Raw genomic sequence first — 15,016 nt, forward strand, 5'->3', positions numbered from 1 at the left:
CCTGTCACTTAGAGAGCTTTACAATGTCACAGTCTGGCGTTTCATCACTACCCCATATTGTCGTGGTCGGCGGTGGGGCGGGCGGCCTTGAGCTGGTCACCCGCCTCGGCCGCACCCTGGGCAAGCGCAAGCGCGCCCGCATTACCCTGATCGATGGCAATATGACCCACATCTGGAAGCCGCTGCTACATGAAGTGGCCGCCGGCTCGCTCAATGCCACCGAGGAGGAGCTGAACTACGTCGCCCAGGCCAAATGGAACCATTTCAACTTCCAGCTTGGCAGCATGATTGGCGTCGACCGGGAGCAGCGTCAGGTTCAGCTGGCGCCAATCAATGACGAGAACGGTGATGCGCTGATCCCCGCGCGGCAGCTGGATTATGACTATCTGGTGGTGGCGGTGGGCAGCAATACCAATGATTTCAATACTACCGGTGCCGCAGAGCACTGCATCTTTCTCGATACCCGGGCCCAGGCCGAACGCTTTCATACCCGCCTGATCAATCAGTATCTGAAAGCCCAGGTACGTGGCGAGATGGTCCCTGACGAATCCATCAACGTGGCGATCATCGGCGCAGGGGCGACCGGGGTGGAGCTGGCCGCGGAGCTGCACCACGCGGCGCTGATGCTGCGCTCCTACGGATTGGACCGGGTGCGAGCCGAGGACCTGAACATCAGCCTGGTGGAGGCCGGACCGCGCATATTGCCCGCCCTGCCCGAGCGGCTTGCCAGCAAGGCGGCGGCTACCCTGAACGGGCTCGGGGTGCATATCCGCACCGGCTCGCCGGTCAAGGAAGTACAGGCTGACGGCCTGCTGCTGGCGGATGGGCAGTTCATCCCTGCCTCGCTCAAGGTCTGGGCGGCCGGTATCCGCGCACCGGCCTTTCTCGCCGGGCTCGGACTGGAAACCAACCGTATCAACCAGCTGCTGGTCGACAAGACCTTGCGCACCGCGGATGAGCGGATCTTCGCCTTTGGCGACTGCGCCGCCTGCCCGATGGACGAGCCCGGCACCTTCGTCCCACCCCGCGCCCAATCCGCCCACCAGCAGGCGACCCTGTTGAGTAAGAACCTGAGCCAGCTGCTGGAGGGCAAGCCGCTCAAGGAATATCGCTACCGCGATCACGGCTCGCTGATTTCCCTGTCCAGCTTCAGTGCCGTGGGCAACCTGATGGGCAACCTGACCGGCAGCATCACGCTGGAAGGCTGGCTGGCCCGCATGTTCTATATCTCTCTGTACCGCATGCACCAGATGGCTCTATACGGCCTGCCACGGACCATCATGTTGATGCTCAGCGACCGCATGGGTCGCAGCACTGAACCGCGCCTGAAGCTGCACTGAGGCCGCCAGAAGGATGCAGCGAAGCGCTCTTCGCTGCATCCTTCACCTCTCCGAGCGCCGGGTTTCGACCATTCTTCCATCTATTGCACAGGAAGCTCAAATTCGGGCTTGACACCCCCGCCGTTGCCGGTAAAATGGCGCGCCTCAGCAGGGGATATGTGGCACCAACCCACAGTAACTTGTTGAGAGTTTTCAAGATAATTCCGCGATAGCTCAGTTGGTAGAGCAAATGACTGTTAATCATTGGGTCCCAGGTTCGAGTCCTGGTCGCGGAGCCATCTTGTAAATATCGGGGTATAGCGCAGTCTGGTAGCGCGCCTGCTTTGGGAGCAGGATGTCGGGAGTTCGAATCCCCCTACCCCGACCATTTTTTTGAGCATTGGGTCGTTAGCTCAGTTGGTAGAGCAGTTGGCTTTTAACCAATTGGTCGTAGGTTCGAATCCTACACGACCCACCACTCAAAACCTCTTCTGTTCTTCGCAACACCTTTCAAAATCGCACCCTTACTTCCAGCCCGGGACAGAAACTGTCTTGTCGGGGCCAAGTGCTGTCCGCCCACCCTACTCTGATGCCTTCCGAGCGCCTGCTATAGCGGCGGAACACCCCGATAACGGACTATCAAAAGCTATGCCCACTCCAAAAACAACAAACCCGCCAGAAGGCGGGTTTGTTGTTTACCGGATGGCGCTTACAGCTGCGGACCGGCGCTGGTAATGGCATCAGCCACGTCGAACTTCTTGAAGTTCTCGATGAACAGACCGGCCAGATCACGAGCAGCGGCATCGTAGGCGGCAGCATCGGACCAGGTATTGCGCGGGTTCAGCAACTTGGTCTCGACGCCCGGCACGGCCTTGGGCACATCGAGGTTGATGACCGGGACGTGCTCGGTCTCGGCACCGACCAGCGCACCGGACTGAATGGCGGCAATAATGGCACGGGTGGTCGGGATGCTGAAGCGGCTGCCGACACCATAGCCACCGCCGGTCCAGCCGGTGTTGACCAGATAGACCTTGCTGCCAAAGGCGTTGATGCGCTTGATCAGCAGTTCCGCATACTCACCAGCCGGACGCGGGAAGAACGGCGCACCGAAGCAGGTAGAGAAAGTGGACTTGATGCCGCCACCAGAACCCATTTCAGTGGAGCCAACCAGCGCGGTGTAACCGGACAGGAAGTGGTACGCAGCCTGTTCGTTATTCAGGATGGATACCGGCGGCAGCACCCCGGTCAGGTCGCAGGTCAGGAAGATGATCGCGTTCGGCTCACCAGCCAGGTTGGCCTCGACGCGCTTCTCGACATGCTCCAGCGGATAGGCCGCACGGGTGTTCTGCGTCAGAGAGACGTCAGTGTAATCCGCCTTGCGGTTGTCCTCATCGATGATGACGTTTTCCAGCACCGAGCCGAACTTGATCGCATCCCAGATAATGGGCTCGTTCTTCTGCGACAGGTCGATGCACTTGGCGTAGCAGCCACCTTCGATATTGAATACGACACCCTCGCCCCAGCCATGCTCATCGTCGCCGATCAGGTTGCGCGCCGGGTCAGCGGACAGGGTGGTCTTGCCGGTGCCGGACAGACCGAAGAACAAGGTGGTGTCACCATCGTCACCGACGTTGGCAGCACAGTGCATCGGCAGCACGTCCTTGGCCGGCAGCAGGAAGTTCTGTACCGAGAACATGGCCTTCTTCATTTCGCCAGCGTACTGCATGCCAGCCAGCAGCACTTTGCGCTGGGCGAAGTTGATGATCACGCAGCCATCACTGTTGGTGCCATCACGCTCGGGCTCGCAGACGAAATGCGGCGCATTGAGGATCTGCCAGTGATCCTTGCCGGCCGGGTTGTACTGCTGCGGATTGATGAACAGGGTACGACCGAACAGATTGTGCCATGCGGTTTCGGTTTCCATGACCACCGGCAGGTAATGCTCCGGGCTGGCGCCGACATGAACGTGGGACAGATAACTTGGGCCTTCGGCGAGGTAATCCTCGACTCGGGTCCACAGGGCGTCGAACTTGTCCGCCGGGAACGGGCGGTTGATCGGACCCCAGGCGATGGCGGAGCTGGTCGATGGCTCATCAACGATGAAGCGATCCATCGGCGAGCGGCCGGTGCGTGCGCCGGTCTTGACCACCAGGGCGCCGGTATCGGCCAGTCGACCTTCGTTGCGCTGGACCGCCAACTCGATCAGCTCGGCAATACTCAGGTCGTTAAATACTGTGTTGGTAGCTTGCGTCATCAAACTTCGTCCTCTTCGGCTTGACCGAAATATCCACAAGACCGATGGATTCGGCCTCAGCACCTAGGTTTTTTTACAGCTCATGAAAAAGCGCCATCACCGCGCAAGCCCGGCATTATGCCAAAGTTTTGGCCGTGGCGCTAAACAGCGGACGCCATGGGCATCAATGCAGACTCTGGGCGTGATCCCGGGCCTTTTCGAACAGCTCGACCAATGCCGCGCGGTCAAACAGATAGCGGGTATTGCAGAACTCGCAATCGACCTCGATTTCGCCGCCCCGCTCCTCCAGCAACAGGAATGCATCCTCCCGCCCCAGACTGACCAGCGCGTTGCCGGATCGTTCCGCCGAGCAGCTGCACCGGAAGCTAACGGATCGCTCATCAAACAGCCGGACATCTTCTTCGTGATAAAGACGATGCAGAATGGTCTGGTTATCCAGTGCCATCAGCTCCTCGACGGTGAGGGTGTCGGCCAGCACACTCAGACGATTCCAGGTTTCCTTGCGCTCGTCCGGGTCGGCCTGACGATTTGCGGGCAACGCCTGCAACATGAAACCCCGGGCGGTGCGCCCGTCAGCCAGCAGGCGGAAACGGCTGGGTAATTGTTCGGAGCTATCGAAGTAACCGGCCAGCGCGTCGGCCAGCGAGTCCCCCTCCAGCGCGACCACACCCTGATATCGCTGCCCCTGATCGGGATCAATGGTGATCGCCAGTACACCATCGGGCATGAGTTCGGCCAATCCTTCGCCACTCAGGTCGTCACTGTATCTGGCAATGGCGCGGACTTCCTGCTGGCTGGAACATTCGACCATCAGGGTCGACAGCGGACCGGAAGAACGAGCCTGCATGATCAGCAGCCCATCGAATTTGATCGCAGTGGACAACAACACCGCGGCGGCCAGCATCTCGCCCAGCAGCGCCTTCACCGGCTCGGGATAGGTATGCTTGGCAAGAATCTCGTTATAGCTCTGGTTCAACGACACCAGCTCGCCGCGCACGTCGGCATGCTCGAACAGAAAACGCTGGGTGACATCCTGGGAGGACATGGCTTGCACCTTGGAAAAAACCTTGATTATACCCAATCAGTCATCGGAAGGCGCATTGCGCTCGTCGCGAAAGCGGTGGATCTGTCGGCGCTGCTTCTTGGTCGGGCGATGCTCGCTGATCAGCAGGCCCGGACCGGCCGCCCGTCGCTGGGCTGCCGCCGCTTCACGCTGGGCAACGCTGGCGGCGGTTTCTTCGTACAACAGCTGCGCCTCGACCGCCCCACGGCGGACCATGGACAGCTCCCGAACCACTACCACACGGGTGTCATGCCCCTGGCGAATCTGCAGTTCATCGCCCACTTTCGGCTCCTTGCTGGGCTTGCAGCGCTCGCCCCGGCAGTGCACCTTGCCGCCTTCTATCGCCGCCTTGGCCAATGCACGGGTCTTGAAAAACCGAGCTGCCCACAGCCATTTATCCAGCCGCGCCTTGCCATCATCGCCCATCGAGTCTGTACTCCTGTGAACCGGGTTGATGCCGCCAGTGTATCAAGGACAGCACCGCAGCATTTCGGCCCGGCTGCAGAGCAACTGTGACGGAGGATGAATGGCGCCCGTACTGACGTTTTTCCCGCTTGTTGAAACAATGATCTTGGCCCATGATGCGCGCCATTGCAGCGGACCTGGAGAGACCACAGGATGAAGACCTTCGATCATCTGACCGTGATCGGCCTGCGTGAGTGGATCGGGCTGCCCGGGCTGGGGATAGCCAAGGTCAGGGCCAAGGTTGACAGCGGCGCCAAAACCTCTGCGCTGCATGCCACCGACATCGAGACCTTCGAGCGTGACGACGAGACCTGGGTGCGCTTCAAAGCGCATGTCGGTACGCCGCGCAAGCCGCAGGATATCGATTGCGAGGCCCGGCTGGTCAGCTTCAAGCGGATCAAAAGCTCCAACGGTCACCTGCAGGAACGTCATGTCATCCGTACCCCCATGGTGCTGGGCGACAAATGCTGGTGGGTGGATTTCTCCCTCACCTGCCGTAAGTCGATGCGCTACCGGGTGCTGCTCGGCTGCACCGCGATGCTGGACGGTCAACTGGTCATCAATCCTGGGCTACGCTTTGTGCAGGACCAACCTCAGACCAACCTCTTTCATTCAGAAGGCTGAAAAAAACACCATGAAAATTGCGGTATTGTCGCGCAACCCCAATCTCTACTCTACCCGCCGCCTGGTTGAAGCCGGACGGGAGCGCGGCCACGAGGTAAAGGTAATCGATACCCTGCGTGCCTACATGAACATCGCCAGTCACAAGCCGAGCATCCATTACAAGGGCTCGGAGCTTGAGCCCTTCGATGCAGTGATCCCGCGGATCGGCGCTTCGATCACCTTCTATGGCGCGGCGGTCCTGCGCCAGTTCGAGATGATGGGCGTGTTCCCGTTGAACGAGTCGGTGGCCATTAGTCGCTCCCGCGACAAGTTGCGCTCGCTGCAACTGCTGTCGCGCAAGGGGGTAGGGCTGCCGGTCACTGGTTTTGCTCACTCGCCGGATGATATTCCCGACCTGATCAATATGGTTGGCGGCGCACCGCTGGTGATCAAACTGCTGGAAGGCACCCAGGGCATCGGCGTGGTGATGTGCGAGACCGAACAGGCCGCCGAGTCGGTGCTGGAGGCCTTCATGGGTCTGAAAGCCAATATCATGGTGCAGGAATATATTCGCGAGGCCGGTGGCGCGGATATCCGCTGCCTGGTGGTCGGCGACAAGGTGATCGCGGCGATGAAGCGCCAGGCCAAGCCAGGAGAGTTCCGCTCCAATCTGCATCGCGGCGGCAGTGCCAGCCTGATCAAGATCACGCCCGAGGAACGCATGACCGCCGTGCGCGCGGCGAGGGTCATGGGGCTGAACGTGGCCGGGGTGGATATCCTGCGCTCCAATCACGGCCCGGTGGTCATGGAGGTCAACTCCTCGCCGGGGCTGGAAGGTATCGAATCAACTACCGGCAAGGATATTGCCGGACTGATCATCGCGTACATCGAGAAAAACGCCCGACCCAATCAGACCCGTACCAAGGGCAAGGGCTGATTGCGGGTCAGCCCGGTCGCCGCCTGATCAGAGTGCCGATGCTCAGGCGTTCTGCGCGGCGGTGATCGCCGCCACCAGGGTGGCATAGTCCTCTACCGCGTCGAACTCCTCGGTATCACGCAGCTCGCCGCGGCTGTCCGGCTGACGGACGGCCAACAGCTGGGCAACGCCAAACTCGCGGGCAGCGCGCAGGATGCTCAGGCCGTCGTCGATGAACAGGGTACGCTCCGGATCGAACTCCACTTCGCTGCGCAAGGCGTGCCAGAAGGCTTGCTCTTCCTTGGGATAGCCGAAATCGTGGGAGCTGATCAGCCGCTGGAAATAGGTGCGCAGCTCGACCCGTTCCATCTTCAGCGACAGCGAGTCGCGGTGCGCATTGGTAATCAGGATCACCTGCCGACCGCTCTGCTGCAAGGCCTGGAGAAAGGTGTCGGCGTCCGGGCGCAAACCGATCAGGTGGGCTACCTCGCGCTTGAGCTCGACGATCGGCAGGCCCAGCTCGCGGGTCCAGAAATCCAGACAATACCAGTCCAGCTTGCCCTGGATGCGCTGCATCAGCGGATGGATTTCCCGTTTCGCCCAGGCCAGTGACTGACCGTGGTGCTCGGCATAGCGCTGGGGCAGGTATTCGACCCAGAAATGGTTGTCGAAATGCAGGTCGAGCAGCGTGCCGTCCATATCCAGCAGGACGGTGTCGATGGTGTTCCAGTTGAGCATGGATGATTGGGCTTTGCTGAAATGGACGGCTATGATAACAAACCATTCATTGATCACGGAGCCAGCATGCCGCAGAAGCCAGAGATTCTCGATGCCCGCGTTGTCGCCAAGAGCCGCCTGTTCACCGTCGAGCAGATGCAGCTGCGCTTCAGTAACGGCACCGAGCGCACCTATGAACGCCTGGTCGGCTCGGGCGTGGGCTACGGGGCGGTAATGGTGGTGGCGCTCAAGGATGCACGTACCGCCCTGCTGATCGAAGAGTATTGCGGCGGCACCCAGGATTATCAGCTGTCCCTGCCCAAGGGCCTGGTCGAGCCCGGCGAAGATGTGCTGGATGCGGCCAACCGCGAACTGATGGAAGAAGCCGGCTTCGGTGCCGAGCGCCTGGAATTGCTGGGCAAGCTGGCCCTGTCGCCCGGCTACATGAGCCAGAGCATCTCGGTGGTGCTGGCGCGCAATCTCTATGAGAAGCGCCTGCCCGGTGACGAGCCCGAGCCGATCCGGGTGGACAGCGTCGATCTCTATGCCTTGAGCGAGCTGATGACCCGGCCGAGCTTTTCCGAGGGCCGGGCACTGGCCGCGCTGTATCTGGTCCGCGATCTGCTGGAGCAACGCGGGGAGCTGCAGCGATGAGTCTGCCGGTTGCCGCCGAGCGGCTGTGCCAGCTGACCCGCGATGCCGGTCGAGCCGCCCTGCCCTGGTGGCAGCATAATCCCGAGGTCATTACCAAAGCCGACGATTCGCCGGTTACCGCCGCCGATCTGGCGGCCAACCAGGTGATCATGGACGGCCTGCACGCACTGACGCCGGAAATCCCGGTGTTGTCCGAAGAGGCAGCTGACGTGCCACTTGATCAGCGCCAGCACTGGGATCGTTTCTGGCTCGTCGATCCGCTGGACGGCACCAAGGAATTCATCGCCGGATCAGAGGAGTTCACCGTCAATATCGCGCTGATCGAGCATGGCCAGGTACGTTTTGGTCTGGTCGGCGTACCCGCGCGTGATACCCTCTACTGGGGCGGTGCCGGGCTGGGCAGCTGGCGCCAGCAAGGCAGCGATGCACCCCAGCCCATCCATTGCCGAGCACCCTCCATGCCGTTGCGTATCGTCGCCAGTCGCCGACATACCAGTCCGGAACAGGAAGCTCTGCTCGATCGTTTGCAGCAGGCCCATGGCACCGAGCTGGCCGGCGTTGGCAGTTCACTGAAATTCTGCGTACTGGCCGAAGGCGCAGCGGACCTGTATCCGCGCTTTGCCCCCACCAGTCAGTGGGATACCGCCGCCGCCCAGGCAGTGCTGGAAGGAGCCGGTGGCCGCGTACTCGGGCTCGATGGCGAGCGCTTCACCTATCCCCATCGGGCTGACTGGCTGAACCCCCATTTCATCGCCACCGGCCAGCCCGACGACGCCCTGCTGCGCCTGCTGCTGGGGTAATCATCAACCATTGCAGGAGCCTGCCATGTTTTTCCAATCACCGCCGGAACACAAACTGCGCATGCCGACCGCCAGCGAAGCCTTGCCCGGACGCGCCGAACCAGTTCACACCAGCAGCACCCATGCGGTGCTGGGTGCGCCGCTCAAGCCACCGTTCCCAGCAGGCATGCAGCAAATCATTGTCGGCATGGGCTGTTTCTGGGGTGCCGAGCGGCTGTTCTGGCAACTGGATGGGGTTTATACCACCGCGGTCGGCTACAGCGCCGGCCTGACGCCCAATCCGACCTATGAGGAAGTCTGTTCCGGACTGACCGGCCATAACGAAGTGGTGCTGGTGGTATTCGATCCCGAGGTTTTGGCGCTGGACGAGTTGCTGCGGGTGTTCTGGGAGAGTCACGACCCAACCCAGGGCATGCGCCAGGGTAATGATATGGGCACGCAATATCGCTCGGGAATCTACGTCAGTGATATGGCGCAGCGGGCCCAGGTGGAAGTCAGCAAAGCCCGCTTCGCCGAGGCCCTGCAGGCAGCCGGCAAGGGTGTCGTCACCACCGAGATCCTGCCCGCGACAACGTTCTATTATGCAGAGCCTTATCATCAGCAGTATCTACACAAGAATCCGGGTGGCTACTGCGGCCTCGCCGGGACCGGAGTTTGCATGCAGTAATATCTTTTTGCTTGCAGATTCAGGTAATTACTAATAAAACATCCGCTTTGCGGAATATCTCATCGGCATCAAGCATGCCCGGAGTGCCGGCGCGACCATGTTGCCGCTGCCATTGATCGAGGCTCGAACGCAAACCCACTAACCTCTGACCATCTCCTGGGAGCTCATGCTGTTACTGATCCTGATCCTAATCCCCTTCATCGGGAGCTTTCTTGCGGCCTTGCTGCCGGCAAACGCTCGTAACCGTGAAGCCTGGTTGGCCGCAGCCATTGCCCTGGCCGGCCTGATCATCATCGGCATCCAGTTTCCCCAGATCAATAACGGTGAGGTACTGCGCTATCAACTCGACTGGATGCCCGAGTACGGGCTGAATCTGGTCCTGCGCATGGATGGCCTGGCCTGGCTGTTCAGCATGTTGATCATCGGTATCTTCCTGCTGGTGGTGGTCTATGCCCGCTACTACATGTCACCGGAAGATCCGGTACCGCGCTTTTTCTCCTTCCTGCTGGCCTTCATGGGCTCGATGCTCGGCATAGTGCTGTCGGGAAACCTGGTGCAATTGGTGCTGTTCTGGGAGTTGACCAGTCTGTCGTCCTTCCTGCTGATCGGCTACTGGCACCACCGGGCCGAGGCCCGGCGCGGTGCGCGCATGGCGTTCACCGTGACCGCCACCGGCGGCCTGTGCCTGCTGGCCGGGGTGCTGATGCTTGGTCATATCATCGGCAGCTACGATCTCGATGTGGTGCTGGCCTCAGGCGAAACCCTGCGCGAGCACGCGTGGTACCTGCCCACGCTGATCCTGATCGCACTGGGCGCCTTGACCAAGAGCGCCCAGTTCCCCTTCCACTTCTGGCTGCCCCATGCCATGGCCGCGCCGACGCCGGTATCGGCCTATCTGCACTCGGCGACCATGGTCAAGGCCGGTATCTTCCTGCTCATGCGCCTGTGGCCGGTGCTGTCCGGCACGCCGGAATGGACCTGGATCATCGGCGGCGCTGGGGTCTGCACCCTGCTGATCGGCTCCTTCATCGCGATCTTCCAGCATGATCTCAAGGGTCTGTTGGCCTATTCCACGATCAGTCATCTGGGTCTGATCACCGCCCTGCTCGGCATCGGCACGCCGCTGGCAATGGTCGCCGCCATCTTCCACACCATGAACCATGCCACCTTCAAGGCCTCGCTGTTCATGGCGGTGGGCATCATCGACCATGAGAGCGGCACCCGTGACATGCGCAAACTGCGCGGCCTGTACCGGATGATGCCGCAAACCGCGACCCTGGCGATCGTCGCCTCGGCGGCCATGGCCGGGGTGCCGTTCCTCAATGGCTTCCTGTCCAAGGAAATGTTCTTTGCCGAGGCGCTGCTGGTGGGCAGCGCCAGCAACTGGTGGATGCCGCTGGCCGCAGTCACCATGGGTGTATTCAGCGTGGCCTACTCGCTGCGCTTTATCTATGTCTTCTTCGGCAGGCCGGCCACCGACCTGCCGAAAACGCCCCACGAGCCGCCGCGCTGGATGCGCTTTCCGGTGGAAGTGCTGGTGTTGTTCTGCCTGATTGTCGGCATTGTGCCCAGCCTGAGCGTCGGCCCGCTGCTGCACAACGGCGTGGAAGCCGTTCTCGGAGAGAAAACGCCGTATTACAGCCTGGCACTGTGGCATGGCTTCAATATCCCTCTGTTGATGAGCTTTGTCGCCCTGGGTGGCGGAGTGCTGCTGTACGTCATCCTGCGCACCCGGTTCAATCTCACCTATCGTGACCAGGTGCCGCTGCTGTACCGCTTCAATGGCAAGCAGGCCTATGAAAGCACCATGCTGGAGTTACGCAGCAGTGCCTCGCGGCTGGAGAAACTGCTCGGCACCCGGCGCCTGCAACCTCAGCTGCTACTGATGATACTGGTGGGTCTGGGCGCGGCCGTTGCTGCCGCCGCGACGGCACCCCAGGTCTGGTCGGCCCTGCAACCGAGCGATCCTCACCTGCCCTTCACCCTGCTCTGGATCATCGGTGGCGGCTGCGCCGTCGCCGCCGCCTGGCAGGCCAAGTATCATCGCCTGGCCTCCCTGAGCCTGGTCGGCGGAGCCGGCCTGGTGGTGTGCCTGACGTTCCTCTGGTTGTCCGCGCCGGACCTGGCCCTGACCCAGCTGATGGTGGAAACCGTGACCACCATCCTCATTCTGCTGGGCCTGCGCTGGCTGCCGCCGCGCATTCTGTCGATCGAGCAGGACCGGAAGGAAAACCGCCGGGCCCGGGCACGACGCATGCGTGATTTCATCGTCGCGGCACTGGCCGGCCTGGGCATGGCGGCCATCAGCTACCTGGTATTGATGCTGCCCGCCGGCAGTGGTATCGGCAGTTTCTTCCTGGAACGGGCATTGTTAGAAGGCGGCGGCAGCAACGTGGTCAATGTGTTATTGGTAGATTTCCGCAGCTTCGATACCCTGGGCGAGATCGCCGTACTGAGCATCGTGGCGCTGACGGTCTACGGTCTGCTGCGGCGGTTCCGCCCTGCGGCGGAAAGCATGTCGCTGCCGCCCCAGCAGACCAATTTCGTCGACCCAGCGGCCCAGCAGCCACCGGCCGAACAGGCGCAAAGCGGATATCTCATGGTGCCGGGCATCTATCTGCGCCTGCTGCTGCCGATCATCCTGGTGTGCGCCGTCTACTTTTTCATGCGTGGACACAACCTGCCCGGCGGCGGCTTTGTCGCCGGGTTGATCTTCGCGGTGGCGATCATTCTGCAGTACATGCTGGCCGGCACCCTCTGGGTCGAGTCGCGCCTGCACCTGCAACCGCACCGCTGGCTGGCCCTGGGGTTGATCCTGGCGGTACTTACCGGGCTGGGCGCATTGCTGCTGGGCTACCCGTTCCTGACCACTCATACCGCGCATATTGACCTGCCGGTACTAGGTGCATTGCATCTGCCCAGCGCCTTCTTTTTTGATCTCGGCGTGTTCTGCGTCGTCGTCGGCTCCACCATGCTGATCCTGGTGGCCCTGGCCCACCAATCGATCCGCAGTCACCGTCTGCCGCTGTCTGCTGCTGACGTTGCCGATTCCACTGACAAGGAGAAACACTGATGGAAGCCGTCATTGCCATCGCCATCGGCGTCATGTTTGCCTCCGGGGTCTGGCTGATCCTCCGGCCGCGGACCTTCCAGGTCATCATTGGCCTGCTGCTGATTTCCTATGCGGTCAATATGTTCATCTTCATCATGGGCCGGCTGTCGATCAACAAGCCACCGCTGACCCTGGACAGCCCGGTCGAAGTCGGCATGTTCGCCGATCCGGTCACCCAGGCATTGGTGCTTACCGCCATCGTCATCGGTTTCGCCACCTCGGCCCTCTATCTGGTGCTGTTGCTGACTTCGCGCGGCCTGACCGGTACCGACCATGTGGATGGTAAGGAACCGCGCCAATGAGGTTCTGGGCCGACCAATTGATTCTGTTGCCCATACTGCTGCCATTGCTGTTCGCCGCACTGTTGGTCTTGCTCAACGGCCGTCGCCAGCAATTGAAGTTCGCCATCAACCTGACCGGCACCCTGGCTCTGCTGGTAACCGCCATCGCCCTGTTCTGGCTGACCGACAGCGAGGTCTGGCCGAATGGTGTGGGCGCCTATCTGGCCGCCAACTGGGTAGCACCCTTCGGTATCGTGCTGGTGGTGGACCGGCTGGCGGCACTGATGCTGACGCTGTGCGCAGTGATCGCCACGGCGGCACTGGTGTTCTCCTATCGACGCTGGAGCCGCTCCGGTGTGCATTTCCATTCACTGTTCCAGTTCCTGCTGGCAGGGATCAACGGCGCGTTCATCACTGGCGACCTGTTCAATCTGTTCGTGTTCTTCGAGATCATGCTGGCGGCATCCTACGGCCTGCTGCTGCTCGGCCTGCAACCCAACCGCATCCGCGCCAGCATGCAGTACGTGGTCATCAACCTGCTCGCCTCGTCATTCTTCCTGATCGGCGTCGCTCTCATTTACGCTGCCGCCGGCACGCTGAACATGGCCGATCTGGCGGTGCGCGCCGCCAGTATGGATGACAGCGAACGACTATTGCTGGAAGTGGGAGCAGCGATCCTGGCCATTGCCTTCCTCACCAAGAGCGCCATGTGGCCACTGGGTTTCTGGCTGCCGACCACCTATGCGGCCGCCGCTCCGCCAGTGGGCGCCATGCTGGTGTTGATGACCAAGGTTGGCGTCTATGTGCTGCTGCGCCTGTGGCTGCTGGTCTTTGCCGACCAGGAGACCTCGCTGCAGGCCATTTCCGGCACAGCGCTGGTGGTCGCCGGCTTGCTCACCCTGGCGTTCGGTACCATCGGTCTGCTGGGTAGCCAGGAACTGGGCCGCATGGCCGGCTTCAGCGCGATCATTTCCTCCGGCACGCTGCTGGCCGCGGTGGGCTACGGCGAGCAACAGGTGGTCAGCGCCGCGCTGTTCTATTTGCTCAGCTCGACCCTGGCAGTGGCCGCCTTCATGCTGTTGATCGAGCTGATCGAACGCATCCGCAAACCCAGTGCGGCGATGCTGGCGCTGACCATGGAGGCCTTCGCCATCGACAATGACCCGGAAGAATCCGCGGGGGTGATCATTCCAGCGGCCATGGCCTTTCTCGGGTTGGCCTTCGTTGCCTGTGCACTGATCATCGCCGGTCTGCCACCCCTATCCGGCTTCGTCGCCAAGTTCACCCTGTTCCATGCATTGCTCAACCCAGCCGGCATGTTCATCGATAATCTGTACACCGCCGGCCCGCTGGCCTGGACCATGCTGGCCCTGATCATTCTGTCCGGCCTGGCCGCCATTATTTCGCTGATGCGTTTCGGTGTGCGCACCTTCTGGTCCACCGACGCCACCGCACCGCGCCTGCAATTGACCGAGGCCATGCCGGTATCCCTTTTGCTGGCACTCTGTATCTCCATGACCGTGCTGGCTGGCCCGGTCAGTGCCTATCTCGACCGTACCGCCAGCGCGCTGCACCAGCCGAGCCTGTATATCGACCGCGTCATGTCCATCACAGCGGTACCTGGCGTCGTCATCAACGAAGGAGCCACACCATGAAACGCTGGCTGCCCTCGCCTCTGCTGTCGGCCTTTCTGCTGCTGCTCTGGCTGATGCTCAACCAGAGCATCGAGCCGGCGCACCTGCTGCTCGGTGCCATCCTGGCGATAGCCGTGCCGTTGCTGGTCGCACCGCTGCGGCCGACACCGGTGCGGATTTCCCGCCCCTTCACCATCATCCGCCTCATCATCTATGCCCTGATTGAAATATTCCGGTCCTGCTTCAACGTCTGCACGCTGATCGTGTTCGGGGGCGGCCGGCTCAATTCCCAGTTCATCCGCATCCCGCTCGACCTGCGTGACCCCCATGGCCTGGCGGTGCTGGCGTGCATCATCAACTCCACACCGGGTACGGTCTGGGTGGAGATCATTCCGGGCAGCAACGACCTGGCGTTGCATGTATTCGATCTGCATGATGCCCATTGGTGGGTGAACATGATCAAGACCCGCCTGGAAAAGCCCTTGATCGATATTTTTGAACAGGAGGCGCCATGACCGTCGTTCTCGCCCT

At 61.4% G+C, this 15,016-nt stretch carries 14 protein-coding genes and 3 tRNA genes; 13 read left to right on the forward strand and 4 right to left on the reverse strand.

All coding sequences use genetic code 11. The annotated features are described in order from the left end of the window. Positions 1-23: 23 nt before the first annotated feature. The 4 genes from DHB74_RS04085 to DHB74_RS04100 all read left to right on the forward strand — a co-directional run bounded on the left by DHB74_RS04085 (position 24) and on the right by DHB74_RS04100 (position 1,797). Entirely contained in the window at positions 24-1,340 is a 1,317-nt protein-coding gene (locus DHB74_RS04085) for an NAD(P)/FAD-dependent oxidoreductase (RefSeq protein ID WP_036989281.1), read from the forward strand. A 202-nt stretch (positions 1,341-1,542) separates the two neighbouring features. Beyond that, a tRNA-Asn gene (locus DHB74_RS04090) sits at positions 1,543-1,618 on the forward strand. A gap of 12 nt (positions 1,619-1,630) precedes the next feature. Continuing rightward, positions 1,631-1,707, forward strand: a tRNA-Pro gene (locus DHB74_RS04095). Between the two features lie 14 nt (positions 1,708-1,721). After that, positions 1,722-1,797 (forward strand) — tRNA-Lys (locus DHB74_RS04100). Positions 1,798-2,028: 231 nt separating this feature from the next. On the opposite strand, the gene DHB74_RS04105 is transcribed toward DHB74_RS04100, so the two are convergent. The 3 genes from DHB74_RS04105 to DHB74_RS04115 all read right to left on the reverse strand — a co-directional run bounded on the left by DHB74_RS04105 (position 2,029) and on the right by DHB74_RS04115 (position 5,062). Continuing rightward, positions 2,029-3,573, reverse strand: a complete 1,545-nt coding sequence (locus DHB74_RS04105; protein WP_036989279.1) for a phosphoenolpyruvate carboxykinase — start codon at positions 3,571-3,573, stop codon at positions 2,029-2,031. 163 nt (positions 3,574-3,736) lie between these two features. Then, a complete protein-coding gene (hslO, locus tag DHB74_RS04110) occupies positions 3,737-4,618 on the reverse strand; it encodes an Hsp33 family molecular chaperone HslO (protein WP_499160843.1) in 882 nt (293 codons plus the stop codon). 36 nt (positions 4,619-4,654) lie between these two features. Further along, on the reverse strand, positions 4,655-5,062 hold the full coding sequence (locus DHB74_RS04115; protein WP_036989278.1) for an RNA-binding S4 domain-containing protein: 408 nt from the start codon (positions 5,060-5,062) through the stop codon (positions 4,655-4,657). Positions 5,063-5,254: 192 nt separating this feature from the next. Here DHB74_RS04115 and rimB point away from each other — a divergent pair, with 192 nt between their 5' ends. Both rimB and rimK read left to right on the forward strand, forming a co-directional pair. Next, positions 5,255-5,725 carry a retropepsin-like aspartic endopeptidase RimB gene (gene rimB, locus DHB74_RS04120; protein ID WP_074777680.1) on the forward strand — a complete coding sequence of 157 codons (471 nt, stop codon included), beginning with the start codon at positions 5,255-5,257 and terminating at the stop codon, positions 5,723-5,725. 10 nt (positions 5,726-5,735) lie between these two features. Further along, positions 5,736-6,641 (forward strand): 30S ribosomal protein S6--L-glutamate ligase, encoded by a 906-nt coding sequence (rimK, locus tag DHB74_RS04125; RefSeq protein WP_036989272.1) that lies wholly within the window; start codon positions 5,736-5,738, stop codon positions 6,639-6,641. 42 nt (positions 6,642-6,683) lie between these two features. On the opposite strand, the gene yrfG is transcribed toward rimK, so the two are convergent. Next, the gene (gene yrfG / locus DHB74_RS04130) at positions 6,684-7,358 is read right to left on the reverse strand and encodes a GMP/IMP nucleotidase (protein ID WP_036989270.1); all 675 of its coding nucleotides are present in this window, start codon (positions 7,356-7,358) and stop codon (positions 6,684-6,686) included. 66 nt (positions 7,359-7,424) lie between these two features. On the opposite strand from yrfG, the gene nudE reads away from it, so the two are divergent. The 7 genes from nudE (at position 7,425) to DHB74_RS04165 (ending at position 15,000) form a co-directional block, all read left to right on the forward strand. Beyond that, on the forward strand, positions 7,425-7,991 hold the full coding sequence (gene nudE, locus DHB74_RS04135) for an ADP compounds hydrolase NudE (RefSeq protein ID WP_499160844.1): 567 nt from the start codon (positions 7,425-7,427) through the stop codon (positions 7,989-7,991). Further along, complete coding sequence (gene cysQ, locus DHB74_RS04140) at positions 7,988-8,791, forward strand: 3'(2'),5'-bisphosphate nucleotidase CysQ (protein WP_036989268.1); 804 nt, start codon at positions 7,988-7,990, stop codon at positions 8,789-8,791. Before nudE ends, cysQ begins: the two co-directional genes overlap by 4 nt. A gap of 25 nt (positions 8,792-8,816) precedes the next feature. After that, positions 8,817-9,458, forward strand: coding sequence for a peptide-methionine (S)-S-oxide reductase MsrA (gene msrA / locus DHB74_RS04145; RefSeq protein ID WP_036989267.1), 642 nt, complete (start codon positions 8,817-8,819; stop codon positions 9,456-9,458). 166 nt (positions 9,459-9,624) lie between these two features. Continuing rightward, complete coding sequence (locus DHB74_RS04150) at positions 9,625-12,531, forward strand: monovalent cation/H+ antiporter subunit A (RefSeq protein WP_499160845.1); 2,907 nt, start codon at positions 9,625-9,627, stop codon at positions 12,529-12,531. Then, entirely contained in the window at positions 12,531-12,872 is a 342-nt protein-coding gene (locus DHB74_RS04155; RefSeq protein WP_036989265.1) for a Na+/H+ antiporter subunit C, read from the forward strand. Before DHB74_RS04150 ends, DHB74_RS04155 begins: the two co-directional genes overlap by 1 nt. Beyond that, positions 12,869-14,506: a monovalent cation/H+ antiporter subunit D gene (locus tag DHB74_RS04160; RefSeq protein WP_036989264.1), complete on the forward strand. Its 1,638-nt coding sequence runs from the start codon at positions 12,869-12,871 to the stop codon at positions 14,504-14,506. Before DHB74_RS04155 ends, DHB74_RS04160 begins: the two co-directional genes overlap by 4 nt. Further along, positions 14,503-15,000, forward strand: coding sequence for a Na+/H+ antiporter subunit E (locus DHB74_RS04165; protein ID WP_074777675.1), 498 nt, complete (start codon positions 14,503-14,505; stop codon positions 14,998-15,000). Before DHB74_RS04160 ends, DHB74_RS04165 begins: the two co-directional genes overlap by 4 nt. The last annotated feature ends 16 nt before the right edge of the window (positions 15,001-15,016 follow it).

The sequence above is a fragment of the Pseudomonas sp. G11-1 genome (assembly GCF_024031555.1).
In the GTDB taxonomy this organism is placed as follows: Bacteria; Pseudomonadota; Gammaproteobacteria; order Pseudomonadales; family Pseudomonadaceae; genus Halopseudomonas; species Halopseudomonas bauzanensis.